This is a genomic window from Pseudomonas sp. 18173 (genome assembly GCF_050432945.1).
Lineage (GTDB): Bacteria > Pseudomonadota > Gammaproteobacteria > Pseudomonadales > Pseudomonadaceae > Aquipseudomonas.
In genome coordinates this window covers 197,885-213,514 of record NZ_JBKFTN010000005.1, presented here as the reverse complement: position 1 = coordinate 213,514, position 15,630 = coordinate 197,885, and the positions used below count along the sequence as shown (strand labels likewise).

The 15,630-nt window shown below is 60.7% G+C and carries 13 protein-coding genes and 1 riboswitch; of the genes, 6 read left to right on the top strand and 7 right to left on the bottom strand.

Translation table 11 applies throughout. The features are described 5' to 3' along the window. Nucleotides 1-26: 26 nt before the first annotated feature. Both ACLD1X_RS07980 and ACLD1X_RS07975 read right to left on the bottom strand, forming a co-directional pair. Nucleotides 27-746 carry a 16S rRNA (uracil(1498)-N(3))-methyltransferase gene (locus ACLD1X_RS07980; protein ID WP_429366847.1) on the bottom strand — a complete coding sequence of 240 codons (720 nt, stop codon included), beginning with the start codon at nt 744-746 and terminating at the stop codon, nt 27-29. Between the two features lie 151 nt (nt 747-897). Then, on the bottom strand, nt 898-2,304 hold the full coding sequence (locus ACLD1X_RS07975; RefSeq protein WP_429366846.1) for an adenosylmethionine--8-amino-7-oxononanoate transaminase: 1,407 nt from the start codon (nt 2,302-2,304) through the stop codon (nt 898-900). Nucleotides 2,305-2,527: 223 nt separating this feature from the next. On the opposite strand from ACLD1X_RS07975, the gene ACLD1X_RS07970 reads away from it, so the two are divergent. The 3 genes from ACLD1X_RS07970 to ACLD1X_RS07960 all read left to right on the top strand — a co-directional run bounded on the left by ACLD1X_RS07970 (nt 2,528) and on the right by ACLD1X_RS07960 (nt 5,735). Next, complete coding sequence (locus ACLD1X_RS07970) at nt 2,528-4,294, top strand: flavin monoamine oxidase family protein (protein WP_429366845.1); 1,767 nt, start codon at nt 2,528-2,530, stop codon at nt 4,292-4,294. A 263-nt stretch (nt 4,295-4,557) separates the two neighbouring features. Further along, the gene (locus ACLD1X_RS07965; protein ID WP_429366844.1) at nt 4,558-5,109 is read left to right on the top strand and encodes a cytochrome b; all 552 of its coding nucleotides are present in this window, start codon (nt 4,558-4,560) and stop codon (nt 5,107-5,109) included. A 32-nt stretch (nt 5,110-5,141) separates the two neighbouring features. Next, entirely contained in the window at nt 5,142-5,735 is a 594-nt protein-coding gene (locus tag ACLD1X_RS07960) for a YceI family protein (protein ID WP_429366843.1), read from the top strand. Between the two features lie 242 nt (nt 5,736-5,977). On the opposite strand, the gene ACLD1X_RS07955 is transcribed toward ACLD1X_RS07960, so the two are convergent. The 4 genes from ACLD1X_RS07955 to ahcY form a co-directional block, all read right to left on the bottom strand. Then, a complete protein-coding gene (locus ACLD1X_RS07955) occupies nt 5,978-7,840 on the bottom strand; it encodes a DEAD/DEAH box helicase (protein ID WP_429366842.1) in 1,863 nt (620 codons plus the stop codon). Between the two features lie 223 nt (nt 7,841-8,063). Then, on the bottom strand, nt 8,064-8,879 hold the full coding sequence (locus tag ACLD1X_RS07950) for a substrate-binding periplasmic protein (protein ID WP_429366841.1): 816 nt from the start codon (nt 8,877-8,879) through the stop codon (nt 8,064-8,066). Nucleotides 8,880-9,071: 192 nt separating this feature from the next. Then, nucleotides 9,072-9,917: a methylenetetrahydrofolate reductase [NAD(P)H] gene (gene metF, locus ACLD1X_RS07945; RefSeq protein ID WP_429366840.1), complete on the bottom strand. Its 846-nt coding sequence runs from the start codon at nt 9,915-9,917 to the stop codon at nt 9,072-9,074. 158 nt (nt 9,918-10,075) lie between these two features. Then, the gene (gene ahcY / locus ACLD1X_RS07940) at nt 10,076-11,485 is read right to left on the bottom strand and encodes an adenosylhomocysteinase (RefSeq protein WP_085716412.1); all 1,410 of its coding nucleotides are present in this window, start codon (nt 11,483-11,485) and stop codon (nt 10,076-10,078) included. A 23-nt stretch (nt 11,486-11,508) separates the two neighbouring features. Beyond that, nucleotides 11,509-11,611: riboswitch (S-adenosyl-L-homocysteine riboswitch) on the bottom strand. 198 nt (nt 11,612-11,809) lie between these two features. Between ahcY and ACLD1X_RS07935 the strand changes: the two genes are divergently transcribed. Together ACLD1X_RS07935 and ACLD1X_RS07930 are read left to right on the top strand one after the other, a co-directional pair. Continuing rightward, on the top strand, nt 11,810-12,211 hold the full coding sequence (locus tag ACLD1X_RS07935; protein WP_429366839.1) for an acyl-CoA thioesterase: 402 nt from the start codon (nt 11,810-11,812) through the stop codon (nt 12,209-12,211). A gap of 153 nt (nt 12,212-12,364) precedes the next feature. Beyond that, nucleotides 12,365-13,261, top strand: coding sequence for a formate/nitrite transporter family protein (locus ACLD1X_RS07930; RefSeq protein WP_429366838.1), 897 nt, complete (start codon nt 12,365-12,367; stop codon nt 13,259-13,261). Between the two features lie 3 nt (nt 13,262-13,264). On the opposite strand, the gene ACLD1X_RS07925 is transcribed toward ACLD1X_RS07930, so the two are convergent. Next, nucleotides 13,265-14,434 carry an MFS transporter gene (locus ACLD1X_RS07925; RefSeq protein ID WP_429366837.1) on the bottom strand — a complete coding sequence of 390 codons (1,170 nt, stop codon included), beginning with the start codon at nt 14,432-14,434 and terminating at the stop codon, nt 13,265-13,267. Nucleotides 14,435-14,747: 313 nt separating this feature from the next. On the opposite strand from ACLD1X_RS07925, the gene ACLD1X_RS07920 reads away from it, so the two are divergent. Beyond that, nucleotides 14,748-15,581, top strand: a complete 834-nt coding sequence (locus ACLD1X_RS07920) for an EamA family transporter (protein ID WP_429366836.1) — start codon at nt 14,748-14,750, stop codon at nt 15,579-15,581. The last annotated feature ends 49 nt before the right edge of the window (nt 15,582-15,630 follow it).

The window sequence follows — 15,630 nt, the reverse complement described above, 5'->3', positions numbered from 1 at the left end:
GGAGCGAGCTTGCTCGCGAAGGCGGACTAGAAGTCCCCCCAAAGCTGCTGAGCCACCGCCAACGCCACCACCGGCGCGGTCTCGGTGCGCAACACCCGAGGGCCGAGGCGTGCGGAATGGAAACCGGCACCCTTGGCCTGATCCACCTCGGCATCGGACAAACCACCCTCCGGCCCAATCAAGAACGCCAGCGTTGCAGGCTTGGCATGGCTCACCAGCGGCTCGGCCACCGGGTGTAAAACCAGCTTCAACTCAGCCTGCGTCTGCTTCAGCCAATCCGCCAGCAGCACCGGCGGGTGAATCACCGGCACCCTTGAACGCCCGCATTGCTCGCAAGCGCTGATCGCCACCTGGCGCCAATGCAGCAGGCGCTTGTCGGCGCGCTCGTCCTTGAGCCGGACTTCGCAGCGTTCGGTGAAGATCGGGGTGATTTCAGTGACGCCCAGTTCCGTGGCTTTCTGAATCGCCCAGTCCATGCGCTCGCCTCGGGACAGGCCCTGGCCGAGATGGATTTGCAGCGGCGACTCTATCTGTCCGGCGAAGCTTTCATCGATCTGCACCACGACGCGCTTCTTGCCGACTTCGACCAGCGTGGCGCGAAACTCGTGTCCGGAACCGTCGAACAGTTGCAGTGCATCGCCTTCAGCCATGCGCAGCACACGGCCGATGTAGTGGGCCTGGGCTTCGGGCAACTCGTGCTCGCCGGTGCTCAGGGGGGCGTCGATGAAGAAGCGGGACAGTCTCATGCTGGATCTCTGGAAAAATGTGAATCAGTTAAACCGGTGTTGACTTCATTCGCGAGCAAGCCCGCTCCCACATTGGAATGCATTTCCCTGTGGGAGCGGGCTTGCTCGCGAAAGCGGCAGTCCAGGCACCACAAATCCTGAATTAATCGAATCAACCCGGATCACGGAACCCCGGATGGAAGTCCTTCGGCACCGTCACGCTGATGCTGTCACGGGTCGCAATGTCGATCCCTTCGCTGGCCACTTCGGCCAGGAAGTCGATCTGCTCCGGGGTGATCACATACGGCGGCAGGAAATACACCACGCTACCCAGTGGGCGCAGCAAGGCACCGCGCTCCAGGGCGTGCTGGAACACCTTCAGGCCGCGACGTTCCTGCCATGGATACGCTTGCTTGCTGGCCTTGTCCTTGACCATCTCGATGGCCAGCACCATGCCGGTCTGGCGTACTTCGGACACGTTCGGATGGTCGACCAGATGCGCCGTGGACGTCGCCATGCGCTGCGCCAGGGCCTTGTTGTTCTCGATCACGTTGTCTTCTTCGAAGATGTCCAGGGTCGCCAGTGCCGCCGCGCACGCCAGCGGGTTGCCGGTGTAGCTGTGGGAGTGCAGGAAGGCGCGCAGGGTCGGGTAGTCGTCGTAGAAGGCGCTGTAGACCTCGTCGGTGGTCATGCACGCCGCCAGCGGCAGATAGCCGCCGGTCAGGGCCTTGGACAGGCACAGGAAGTCAGGGCGGATGCCGGCCTGTTCACAGGCGAACATCGTCCCGGTACGGCCGAAGCCGACGGCGATTTCGTCGTGGATCAGGTGCACGCCGTAGCGGTCGCAAGCCTCTCGCAGCAGCTTGAGGTACACCGGGTGGTACATGCGCATGCCACCGGCACCCTGGATCAGCGGCTCGACGATCACCGCCGCGACCGTGTCGTGGTGTTCGGCCAGGGTCTGTTCCATGGCCGCAAACATGTTGCGCGAATGCTCCTCCCAGCTCATGCCCTCGGGACGCAGGTAGCAGTCCGGGCTCGGCACCTTGATGGTGTCCATCAACAACGCCTTGTAGGTCTCGGTGAACAGCGGCACGTCGCCCACCGACATCGCCGCCATGGTTTCGCCGTGGTAGCTGTTGGTCAGGGTGACGAAGCGCTTCTTGTTCGGCTGACCGCGATTGAGCCAGTAGTGAAAGCTCATTTTCAGCGCGACTTCGATGCAGGACGAACCGTTATCGGCGTAGAAGCACCGGGTCAGGCCTTCCGGCGTCATCTTCACCAGACGCTCGGACAGTTCGATCACCGGTTGATGACTGAAACCGGCAAGGATCACATGTTCGAGCTGATCGACCTGATCCTTGATGCGCTGGTTGATCCGCGGGTTGGCATGCCCGAACACATTGACCCACCAGGAGCTGACCGCATCGAGGTAGCGTTTGCCTTCGAAGTCTTCCAGCCACACGCCTTCCCCGCGCCTGATCGGGATCAGCGGCAGTTGTTCGTGATCTTTCATCTGGGTGCAGGGATGCCATAGCACGGCGAGATCGCGTTGCATCCACTGATTATTCAGGCCCATTTTCACTCTCCTGGCGGCGGTCCGTAACCTGCGCGGACAAACAATCGCGCAAGCCTATGCAATGCGTGCCACGGGGACAACCCATTGTGTCGAATGAACTACTTTATCCAGGCCGATAGACGTTGCTGGCGGGTGTTTGAAGGCTGACGTATCCTTCGCGGTTCTTGAGCCGCCTGGCTCGCAAAAACTGCTGTTTTCCTCGTGTAATTCCGGAGTTCGCTGAATGTCTGTCGGTTGGCTGCGCGCCTGTGCGCTGGTGATGTTGGGGCTGTTCAGCGTGTCTGCGCTGGCCAAGGATAAAACCGCGATCGTGATCGGCGGCGGCCTGTCGGGCCTGACTGCCGCGTACGAACTGCAGAACAAGGGCTGGCAGGTCACCCTGCTGGAAGCCAAGTCGAGCCTGGGCGGCCGTTCCGGCATGGCCTCCGGCGAGTGGATCGGCAATGACAAGACGCAACCGGTGCTGAACAAGTACGTATCGAACTTCAAGCTGAGCACCACGCCAGCCCCTGAGTTCGTGCGCACCCCTGGCTACCTGATCGATGGCGAGTATTTCTCCGCCGCCGATCTGGCGACCAAACAGCCGGCCACCGCCGAGGTGCTCAAGCGCTTCGACAAGACCGTGGACGATCTGGCGCGCTCGATCGACGACCCGCAGAACCCGGCAGCCAACAACACGCTGCACGCGCTGGATCAGATGAACGTGTCGAGCTGGCTCGACAAGCAGAACCTGCCGGCCACCGCTCGCCAGTTGATCAACCAGCAGATCCGTACCCGCTACGACGAACCTTCGCGCCTGTCGCTGCTGTACTTCGCGCAGCAGAGCCGCGTTTACCGTGGCGTCTCCGATCGTGACCTGCGTGCTTCGCGCCTGGTCGGTGGCAGCCCGGTGCTGGCCCAGGCCTTTGTCAAGCAGCTGAAAACCATCAAGACCAGCTCTCCGGTCTCGGCGATCATTCAGGACAAGGATGGTGTGACCGTCAAAGTCGACAACGTCAGTTATCAGGCTGACTACGCCGTACTGGCCGTGCCACTGCGCGCGCTGAACAAGATCCAGATGACCCCGGCGCTGGACGCCCAGCACCTGGCGGCGATCAAGGGCACCAACTACGGCTGGCGCGACCAGATCATGCTGAAGTTCAAGACGCCGGTGTGGGAGTCGAAGGCGCGCATGTCTGGCGAGATTTTCAGCAACACCGGCCTGGGCATGCTGTGGGTCGAACCTGCACTGAAGGGTGGCGCCAATGTGGTGATCAACCTGTCCGGCGACAACGCGCGGGTGATGCAGGCTTTCGGCGACAAGCAGATGGTCGACCAGGTGTTGATCCGCCTGCATGCGTTCTATCCACAGGCTCGCGGTTCGTTCACCGGTTATGAAATCCGTCGCTACAGCACCGACCCATCGACTGGCGGCGCCTACCTGGCCTTCGGTCCGGGCCAGATCAGCAAGTTCTGGCGCCTGTGGGAACGTCCGGTTCAGCGCGTAGCCTTTGCCGGCGAACACACCGACACCCTGTACCCTGGCACCCTGGAAGGCGCGCTGCGCACCGGTCAGCGTGCAGCCAGCCAGGTTGAAGACCTGGCGGCGGGCAAGTCGTTTGAACCTGCGAAAGTGGTCCCGGCCGCCGCTGCGGCGGGCGCTGGCGCGGTGGCGGCGAAGAAAGGCAATTTCTTCAGCAACCTGTTTGGCGGCTCGGATGACGAGAAGAAGCCAGAGCCGGTCAAGGCGCCTGAACCCGTTGCACCGCCAGCGCCTGCTCCGGCGCCAGCCCCGGCCGTCGCACCGGCCCCGGTGGAAGCACCGAAGCCTGCGACCCCGGTAAAAACCGAGCCAGCCAAAAAGGCTCCGGCCAAAGCGCCAGCCAAGCCGTCAGCCAAGACCGAGGCGAAAAAAGCCCCGGCCAAGGCACCGGTCAAGAAGGCTGAGCCAGCGAAGAAGCCGGCTGCCAAACCTGCTGCAGCCCCGGCAACGGACACCAAGGCGCAGTAAGCCCTGGAGTCAAAAAAAACGCGGCAGAAATGCCGCGTTTTTTTATGGCCGGAGAAATCCGGATTCACAATCGAATAAACCTTTTGCAAGAAGTGTTATTGATTTGCGCTACATTTTTGTACACACATTAGCCTTTAATCTTTTCTTAACTCGCCTGTTTCAGACTCTTGATCGTATTTCTCGATATTTCAAAGCGAAATTTTCGGCTTTAATTCGATAGATAACTCGATAGTCTTGGGCCAGCACTTACAGGGATCTAGGCAATGCAGCTACGTAACTCTACCTCCCGCTACGGTTGGGTCAGCATCTTCATGCACTGGGGCGTGGCACTGGCCGTATTCGGTTTGTTCGCCCTCGGGCTGTGGATGGTTGGCCTGGGCTATTACGACCCATGGCGCAAGGACGGGCCGGATCTGCACAAGAGCATTGGCTTGATCCTGCTGGGCGTCATGCTGCTGAGGGTGTTGTGGCGCTTCATCAGCCCACCGCCACCGACCTTGACCAGCTACAGCCGCTTGACGCGCCTGGGCGCCATGTTCGGCCATGCCTTTCTGTATCTCTGTCTGTTCGCCGTGATGATTGCCGGTTACCTGATTTCCACCGCAGAAGGTGTCGGGATTCCGGTGTTTGACTGGTTTGAAGTGCCTGCCCTGATTTCCGGACTGCCGGACCAGGCAGATAACGCCGGTGCGATTCACCTCTACCTGGCGTGGGTGCTGGTAATTTTTTCCGGCCTCCATGCGTTGGCAGCATTGAAACACCACTTTATCGACCGTGATGCGACCCTCAAGCGAATGCTGGGTCGCGAAGCCTGAAGTTCAACCTCGACTCCCAAGGAAAACAAAGCATGTTGAAAAAGACTCTCGCCGCTCTGGCAATCGGCTCCGCTCTGCTGTCCGCCAATGTGATGGCGGCTGACTACACCGTCGACAAGCAAGGCCAGCACGCCTTCGTCAACTTCAAGATCAGCCACCTGGGCTACAGCTACATCACCGGTACCTTCAAGGACATCGACGGCAAGTTCAGCTTCGACGCTACCAAGCCAGAAGACAGCAAGATCGAGTTCAACGTCAATCCTGCCAGCGTTTTCACCAACAACGCTGAGCGTGACAAGCACGTCACCAGCAAAGACTTCCTGAAAGTGGCTGATTTCCCTAAAGCCACGTTCGTGTCCACCAGCGTCAAATCCACCGGCAAGAACGCCGATGGCAAAGACACTGCCGACGTGGCGGGCGACCTGACTATTGCCGGCGTAACCAAGCCTGTCGTGGTCAAGGCCACTTTCCTGGGTGAAGGCAAGGATCCATGGGGCGGCTACCGTGCAGGCTTCGAAGGCACTTTCAACATCAAGCGCTCTGATTTCGGCAAGATGATGGACCTGGGTCCAGCGTCCGACGCGGTTGCAATGTACGTCTCGTTTGAAGGTGTCAAAGCGAAGTAATTTTCGCGCCTGACAAAAAAACGCCCGCTGCTCACACGAGCGTGGGCGTTTTTTATTGCCCCCCACATAACCCTGTAGGAGCGAGCTCGCTCGCGAGAAACCCGAGAGCACCGCGGGGTGTCAGGTTACCAACGTTATCGTTGACCACCATCGCGAGCGAGCTCGCTCCTACAGGTCATTTGTGACGCATAAAAAATGCCCCGGACCTTTTGGTGCGGGGCATTTTTTATTGCAGCGATAACTCAGCGATTGCGGGTCAGCAGCGCTGGTTTCTCACCACGAGGACGGCTTGGCAATTGATCCAGCTGCTCAGGTGTCGGGAAGCGGTCAGCTTTGGACTCCTTGTGCATGATCTTCGGTGCCGGGCCGCGCGGGTTCTGCACGGCCGGTTCGGAGCGCGGCTGGTCGTCACGGGCCGGGCGGCGATTGCGCGAGTCTTCGCGGCGGGCCTGGCCGTCGCGCGGTGCGCCACTGCGAGGGCCGTTACGCTTGGCTGGCGGGGTGCCGGTGCTGGCGCCATCGCTGTTGCGCGGACCGCTCTGGCGACCCTGTGGTTTGCCGGAACGTGGAGCGCCCGAACCTGCTGCGGTGCCTTGTGCCGGAGCACCCGGACGGCGGCCACGGCCTTGCGCGGGTTTCTGCTGCGGCACGTAGTCGACGCGGTTACCGAAGTTATCGATATCGTCGTCCAGGAACTCGTCCGGTGCACGATCAGCGGCGGCGCGTGGCGGTTGGCTCGGACGCTGTTCGCGTGCCGGAGTACCTTCGCGAGGCTTTTGCTGACGGGCAGGTCGCTCACCGCGTTCACCTGCCGGTTTTTCCTTGCCCTTGTCCTTGCCTTTGTCCTTGCGACCGCCACCGCTGCCGTTCGGACCGTCGCCACGCGGGCCACGCGGATTGCGCGGGTTACGCATGTCCGGACGCTCGCGCACTTCAGGTTTCTCGGCTTCCACGGCGCTGGCATCGAAGCCCATCAGGTCGCCATCGGCGATTTTCTGCTTGGTCATGCGTTCGATGCTTTTCAGCAGTTTTTCTTCGTCCGGAGCTACCAGCGAAATCGCTTCGCCCGAACGACCGGCACGGCCGGTACGACCGATACGGTGCACGTAGTCTTCATCGACATTCGGCAGTTCGAAGTTGACCACGTGTGGCAATTGGTCGATGTCCAGGCCGCGGGCGGCGATGTCGGTGGCCACCAGGATGCGCACAGTGCCGGCCTTGAAGTCGGCCAGGGCTTTGGTGCGGGCGTTCTGGCTCTTGTTGCCGTGGATCGCGACGGCGCTCAGGCCGTGTTTGTCCAGGTACTCGGCCAGGCGGTTGGCGCCGTGCTTGGTGCGGGTGAACACCAGCACCTGTTCCCAGGCGCCGGCGGTGATCAGGTGGGCCAGCAAGGAGCGCTTGTGGCTGGCCGGCAGACGGAATACGCGTTGCTCGATGCGCTCGACCGTGGTGTTCGGCGGAGTGACTTCGATGCGTTCCGGGTTGTGCAGCAGCTTGCCGGCGAGGTCGGTGATGTCCTTGGAGAAGGTCGCCGAGAACAGCAGGTTCTGGCGTTTGGCCGGCAGACGCGCCAGCACTTTCTTCACGTCATGGACGAAACCCATGTCGAGCATGCGGTCGGCTTCGTCCAGCACGAGGATTTCCACGTGGGACAGGTCGACGCTGCCTTGGCCGGCCAGGTCGAGCAGGCGGCCGGGGCAGGCCACCAGCACGTCTACGCCGCGGGACATGGCCTGAACCTGCGGGTTCATGCCGACACCGCCGAAAATGCAGGCGCTGACGAACTTCAGGTCACGGGCATAGACCTTGAAGCTCTCATGCACTTGCGCGGCGAGTTCGCGGGTGGGGGTCAGGACCAGTACGCGCGGTTGGCGCGGGCCGTGACGCTGGGATTTGTCCGGGTGACCGTTGGGGAACAACCGCTCCAGGATCGGAAGGGCGAAACCGCCGGTTTTACCAGTACCTGTCTGTGCCGCGACCATCAGGTCGCGACCTTGCAACACGGCGGGAATGGCCCGCTGTTGCACCGGAGTAGGCTCGGTATAGCCCGCATCTTCGATAGCGCGGACCAAAGCCTCGGAGAGACCGAGGGAAGCAAAGGACATGAGTAATCCTGTTTTAGTTAGGGCTTGGCCCAATGGGAGTCTTGCCTGGCGCGAATGGCGTTTAAGGAGACGCTATCCCGTCCGGTCCTGCTGGGTCTCGAAGGCTCGCCTGCAAGCGCTCGCGCGGGCTCTGAAGCTGCGCAGTAGCGGGGTTGAGATGCCTTGAACGATTCCGAGCGTCCGGGCGTGAGCCTGGCGGGAAGGCCGGAGTATAACAGAGCAATCACTGCGCGCTGCTTTCCTGCTGCTCAACGGTTTTTTCCGTGGCGGCCGTGGCTTTTTCAGCCTTGATGCTGGCGGCCGGTTCCGCGCCATAGCGGGCACTCAGTTCGGCGTAGGCGGGTTCGCGCTTGAAGCGTTTGAGTTCGGCGCCAAAACGCTGCACGAGCAGGTCCATGCCCGCATTGCGCCGCACCGCGAGAAACTGGCTTTGCTGGCTGATGATCGTGGGGTTTTCGGTGATCTTGTCGCGGATGCCCAGTTCATCGAGCAAATGCTGGCCGACCCGGCGGTCGGTAATCAGCAGGTCAATCCGCCCACGCACCAGTTTGCCGAAGTTGGCTTCATGGGTGGGGGCCGGTTCGCGGGTGAACAGCGTCGAATCACTGAAGTCCTTGCTGTACAGGTATCCCGGCGAAGTGCCGATGGTCAGGCCGCGCAAGTCATCGAGGGTGCGAAACGGATGGGGCCGCTCATTGGCATAGAACATCACGAACTGGACTTCAGACAGTGGTTCGCTGGGGTAGAGCAGGGTCGCATCGCGCTCATCGCTGTGAAAGATGTCCAGCGCGCCGTCGGCCTGGCCGGATTCAAGCATCGACAGGCAGCGTTTCCATGGCAGGAACTGCCATTCCACTTCGATGCCCAGGCGCTTGAAGACAATGGCGGTGGTTTCGTAGTCCAGGCCCAGTGATTTGCCGTTGTCTTCGTAGACATAAGGCGCCCACGGTTCCGTGACAATGCGCAGCTTCTCGCCCCGGGCGGCGAAGCTCAGGCAAGTGAAGACAAGCACGGCGATTAATTGCGTGATCAAAGGCATGTGCTTGAGATTACGACGAGAAGCCGCAAAGAGCCAGAAACTGACCGCAGATGCTCTAACTCCGTGGATTGCCGCACATTAACAGTGCGTGAAAGCAAAAGATCGCACCCTGCGAAAGCTCCTACAGGAGCTGCCGAAGAATACGATCCATTGATCTTGCTGGTAGCTGTCAGCTTTGAACTGGCAGTTGCTTCAACGCGGCAACTTCAGGTTATTCCACACCGCCAGGCTCGCTTCAGCCTGGTTCAGTGTGTAGAAGTGCAGCCCTGGAGCGCCGCCTTGCAGCAGTTGTTCGCACATCTCGGTGATGACCTGTTCGCCAAAGCGTTGAATGCTCTGGGTGTCGTCGCCGTAGGCTTCCAGTTGCTTGCGGATCCAGCGCGGGATTTCCGCACCGCAGGCATCGGAGAAGCGTGCCAGCTTGCTGTAGTTGGTGATCGGCATGATGCCCGGCACGATCGGGATGTCCACGCCCAGCGCCCGCACGCGTTCCACGAAGTAGAAGTAGCAGTCGGCGTTGAAGAAGTACTGGGTGATCGCGCTGTCGGCGCCGGCGTTGGCCTTGCGCACGAAATTGGCGACATCGTCTTCGAAGTTGCGCGCTTGCGGATGCATCTCCGGGTAAGCAGCGACTTCGATGTGGAAATGATCGCCGGTTTCTTCACGAATGAATTCAACCAGGTCATTGGCGTGGCGCAGTTCGCCACTGGCCATGCCCATGCCGGACGGCAGGTCACCGCGCAGGGCAACGATGCGCTTGATGCCGGCGGCCTTGTACTGGGCCAGCAGACCGCGCAGGTCGTCCTTGCTGTCGCCCACGCAGGACAGGTGCGGAGCGGCAGGGATTTTGACTTCGCTTTCGAGCTGCAACACGGTGTTCAGCGTGCGATCACGGGTCGAACCGCCGGCGCCGTAGGTGCAGGAGAAGAAATCGGGGTTGTAGGTGGCCAACTGGCGAGCAGTGGCGAGCAGCTTTTCATGCCCAGCATCGGTCTTCGTAGGGAAGAACTCGAAGCTGTAGCGACGTTCTTGGGACATGGTCATATCCTTGGAAACACGTAAGGCGGACGCTGACCCCTTGTAGGAGCGAGCTCGCTCGCGAAAAACGCAAGAACAACGCATTTATCCAGACAGCACGCGTTTTCGTTAACGTCCATCGCGAGCAAGCTCGCTCCTGCAGAGGAAGAGCCGGGCTCTTAGTAGCGGTAGGCGTGCGGCTTGAACGGACCTTCGACGGTCACGCCGATGTAGTCGGCCTGGGTCTTGGTCAGTTGAGTCACTACGCCGCCGAAGCCACGGACCATTTCCAGGGCCACTTCTTCGTCGAGTTTCTTCGGCAGTACTTCCACGGTCAGGCGCTCGGCTTTCTGGGCTGGCGACAGGTCGGCGTACTTCTGGCCGAACAGGAAGATCTGGGCCAGGACCTGGTTGGCGAACGAACCGTCCATGATGCGGCTTGGGTGACCGGTTGCGTTGCCCAGGTTAACCAGGCGGCCTTCGGCCAGCAGGATCAGGTAGTCGTCGTTCTGTGGGTCGAAATCACCAGCGCCGGTACGGTGGATCTTGTGCACCTGTGGCTTCACTTCTTCCCATGCCCAGTTCTTGCGCATGAAAGCGGTGTCGATTTCGTTGTCGAAGTGACCGATGTTGCAGACAACGGCGCGCTTCTTCAGGGCCTTGAGCATGTTCGAATCGCAAACATTGACGTTGCCGGTGGTGGTCACGATCAGGTCGATCTTGCCCAGCAGTGCCTTGTCGATGCTTGCTTCGGTGCCGTTGTTGATCCCGTCGATGAACGGCGAAACCACTTCGAAACCGTCCATGCAGGCTTGCATGGCGCAGATCGGGTCGACTTCGGAAACTTTGACGATCATGCCTTCCTGACGCAGGGACTGAGCGGAACCCTTGCCCACGTCGCCGTAGCCGATGACCAGCGCTTGCTTGCCGGACAGCAGGTGGTCGGTACCGCGCTTGATCGCATCGTTCAGGCTGTGACGGCAGCCGTACTTGTTGTCGTTCTTGCTCTTGGTTACCGAGTCATTGACGTTGATGGCCGGGATTTTCAGCTCGCCCTTGGCCAGCATGTCCAGCAGGCGGTGAACGCCGGTGGTGGTTTCCTCGGTCACTCCGTGGACGCGATCCAGCACCTGTGGGTACTTCTTGTGCAGCAGCTCGGTCAGGTCGCCGCCGTCGTCGAGGATCATGTTGGCGTCCCATGGCTGGCCATCCTTGAGGATGGTTTGCTCCAGGCACCACTCGTACTCTTGTTCGGTTTCACCTTTCCAGGCGAAAACCGGGATGCCGGCAGCGGCAATGGAAGCGGCGGCCTGATCCTGAGTCGAGAAAATGTTGCAGGACGACCAGCGCACTTCGGCACCCAGGGCAACCAGGGTTTCGATCAGCACGGCAGTCTGAATGGTCATGTGGATGCAGCCGAGGATCTTCGCGCCCTTGAGCGGTTGCTCTTCGGAGTACTTGCGACGCAGACCCATCAGGGCTGGCATTTCGGATTCGGCGATGATGGTTTCGCGACGGCCCCAGGCAGCCAGGGACATGTCGGCGACTTTGTAGTCGGTAAAATCTGCAGGCGTGTTGACAGCGCTCATGAAGAGCCTCCATTCGTAATGTATGCGAATGGGCGCCGTTGTGCGTTTAGTGTCGGGCCGATGAAGGCCTGGCAACGCCCCATCCGAGCCTGACAGGTCTAGCCTGCTGCAGCGCCCCTCGGACAGGTGGCGGGAAAACGGTATCAAGTAGAGGTTACCGTTTTGAAACGGGGGCGATTATAGCGGGCTATGCTGATCTTCCAAAGCGTTTCTGTCAGTCAATGTCCGAACGGTAATCGCGACCATAGTCGAAGCTTGATAGAGCTCTAGCCCGGGCTCTGCCATGATGCCGGGGAACAATCGGCAAGATGGTCAGGAGTGCATATGAATTTCCACACCCGCAAATGGGTAAAACCCGAAGACCTCAATCCCAACGGCACTTTGTTCGGCGGCAGCCTGCTGCGCTGGATCGACGAAGAGGCGGCGATCTACGCCATCGTCCAGTTGGGCAACCAGCGAGTAGTGACCAAGTACATTTCCGAAATCAACTTCGTCAGCGCCTCGCGCCAGGGCGACATCATCGAACTGGGCATCACGGCTACCGAATTCGGCCGCACCTCGATCACCCTGACGTGTGAAGTGCGCAACAAGATCACCCGCAAGAGCATCCTCACCGTTGAAAAAATGGTGTTCGTGAACCTGGGTGAAGACGGCTTGCCGGCACCTCATGGCCGGACCGAGATCAAGTACGTCAAGGACCAGTTCAAGGATGACGCCGGCGTGTAGGAGCGAGCCTGCTCGCGATGGTCGTTAACGATAACACTGGGCACCTGACACCCAGTGGTGCTCTCAAGTCCATCGCGAGCATGCTCGCTCCTACAGAACGGAATCCCCGCTGCACAGGTCATAGCTAGATGCCCCGCCACCGGTGTTCGCGCCATGACTACGTCAACAGAAGGCAAGACCCCGAACCTTTCGGCTGAAGAAAAGCACGAAGTCGAAAAGAGCCAGCCGCCCCGAGCGGCGGTGTTGCACGAGATCATTCGGACCCAGGGCGACCAGGAGCTGGAGCGCAGCATCGCCGCGCTGTGGTGGTCGGCGCTGGCAGCGGGGTTGACCATGGGCCTGTCGTTGATGGGCATGGGGCTGCTCAACTCGCGCCTGCCGGACGGCGAAGGATTCAAGGTCATTGCCAGTTTCGGTTATTGCGCCGGTTTTCTCGCGGTGATCCTGGCCCGTCAGCAATTGTTCACCGAAAACACCCTGACGGCTGTCCTGCCAGTGATGACCAAGCCGACGCTGGCTAATTTCGGTCGATTGCTACGGCTGTGGACCGTGGTGCTGGTCGGCAACCTCTGTGGCACCTTGCTGGTGGCGTACGTGATGCTGGAGCTGCCTATTTTCGACAGCAAGACCGATGTCGCCTTCCTCGATATCGGCCGCAAGGTCATGGAAAACCCCCCGGGCCCGATGTTCGCCAAGGGCATCGTTTCAGGCTGGATGATCGCCACCATGGTCTGGATGATTCCATCGATGGAAAGCGCCAAGGTGTGGATCATCATCCTCATCACCTACCTCATGGCGCTTGGGGATTTCACCCACATCGTGGTGGGGGCGGCCGAGGTGTCGTATCTGGTGTTTGCCGGTGAGCTGCCGTGGCAGGACTTCTGGCTGGTGTTCGCCGGTCCGACACTGGCGGGGAACATCATCGGCGGCAGTTTCATTTTCGCGCTGATCAGTCATGCGCAGATTCGCAGTGAAAGCGGGCCGCCGAAAAAACCAGCGGAACAGGGCGAAGCACCTGATCCGCAGAAGATCAAAAAACCATCAGGTTGATGCTCAACCCGCCACATCAGGCACAGCCGCACTGCGCCGTTGGCGATAGATGAAGAACAGTGCGGTCGATACGGTCAGCCCGCTGACCAGCGCACCGGTCCACGGCAAGTCCGCCAGATCCGCGCCGCTGGCCACCACCAGTCCGCCAATCCATGCCCCGGCGGCGTTGCCGAGGTTGAAGGCGCTCTGGTTCAAGGTCGAGCCCAGGTTCGGTGCTTCATGGGCCTGATCGATGATCAGCAGTTGCAGGATCGGGCACAGGGCGAAGGCAAACGTTCCCCACAACACCAGTGTGATGGCCGCGGGGATCACCGAATGGCTGGTTTGCGTGAATGCCGCCAGCACCACCAGCACCGCCAGCGCCATGCCCACCAGCGAGGGCAGCAAACGGCTGTCCGCCAGGCGACCGCCGAGCATGCTGCCGGCGGTCAAGCCAACGCCGAACAACAGCAGCATGAGGGTGACGCCGTGGGGGCTGACGCCGGTGATGTCCTGCAGGATCGGCGCGATATAGGTAAACACGCTGAACAGGCTGGTGGAGGCCAGCACGCTCATGCCCAGGGCCAGCAGTACGTTGGCTTTGCCCAGCACCTTGAACTCGCTGGCCAAGTTGGCCTTGTCCATCGCGATGTTTTTTGGCAGCCAGACCCATTGCGCAATCGCGGCCAGCACACCGATCACCGATACCGCCCAGAACGTCGAGCGCCAACCTGCGTATTGCCCGAGTGCGGTGCCCAGTGGCACACCGAGCACGTTGGCCAGGGTCAGGCCGGTGAACATCATGGCAATCGCCTGCGCCCGTTTGTTGGGGGCAACAAGCCCGGCGGCCACCACCGAACCAATGCCGAAAAATGCGCCGTGGCACAGTGCGGTGATCACTCGCGCGGCCATCAGCGTGGCATAGTTCGGCGCCAGCGCGCAGAGCATGTTGCCGAGGATGAACATCAGTGTCATGCCCAACAAGGTGGCCTTGCGCGGCATGTTGGCGGTGCCGACGGCGAGGACCGGTGCGCCGAACACCACGCCCAGGGCATAGCCGGTGATCAGCAGGCCGGCATCGGGAATGCTCACGCCGAGGTCGCGGGCGACGTCGGGCAACAGGCCCATGATGACGAATTCGGTGGTGCCGATGCCGAAGGCGGCAACAGCGAGGTCAAGTAAAGCGAGTGGCATGCGCAAGGTCTCTGTCGGTAGTCTTGACGCTGTGATCAGGCATACGCAGGCCGACGACCGTTCTCGACGAGAACAGGTCGGGCAGGATTTTTTTTGGAATTAGTCTGTGCGCAACTGAGTGCGGCGTGGTCGCTTGCAGTATAAACAGCCACTGACATATGGCGAATCAATTCTCCGCTGAGCCCCCGTAGGAGCGAGCTCGCTCGCGATGGACGTGAACGAAGACGCGTGCTTACTGCTTGAACGCGTTGCCCTGACGTTTTTCGCGAGCTCGCTCCTACAAGGATCGTGGAGACAACATAAGGAGTAGGCCGTGCTTGCAACGGCGTTGGTGTTGGTGGCGGCGCTGTTGCATGCGGCGTGGAATACCCTGATCAAGTTCAGCGCGGAGCGGCTGTTGGTGGTGGCCTGCATGGACAGCGTGGCGCTGCTCTTTGTCGCGCTGATGTTGCCGTTCCTGGCCGTGCCGCCGCTGGAGATCTGGCCGTGGATCCTGGCATCGGCGGCATTCGAGCTGCTCTATCGCTATTTGCTGATCCAGGCCTATCGGGTTGGCGACCTCGGGCTGGTGTATCCGCTGATGCGTGGTCTGTCACCGCTGGTGGTGCTGGCGCTGACGCTGATCTTTGCCGGAGAGGTGCTGACCCATCAGCAGATTTTCGGAATCCTGCTGATTCCGTTCGGCATGTTGTGCCTGCTCTGGCAGGGCGGTGGCGGTGCGCGTTTGCCGTGGTCGATGTTGCCGGTGGTGGCGTTGATCGGCCTGTGCATCGGTTGCTACACCTACATCGATGGCCAGGCGTTGCGGCGCTGGTCCCATCCGCTGGATTACCTGGTCTGGGTCACGTTACTGAGCGCCTGGCCGTTTCCGTTGCTGGCCTGGGTACGCAAGCGTCCGGCATTCAAGTTGTTCTGGCGCGAGCAATGGCGGCTGGGCCTGGCGGTCGGGTTCTGCGTGTTGTTCAGCTACGCTTTGGTGCTGTGGGCGATGCAGATGGGTTCGATTGCCGAGGCTGCGGCGCTGCGCGAGATCAGTGTGATTCTGGTGGTGCTGTTTGGCATGCGCTACTTGAAGGAGCCCTTCGGCCGGCCACGGCTCCTGGCTTGCGGGCTGGTACTGGTCGGCATACTGGTGATGAAGTTTTGATCGCCCCGATGGAATTCGACACTCTGAAACCTGAAGAAAGGACGGCGTT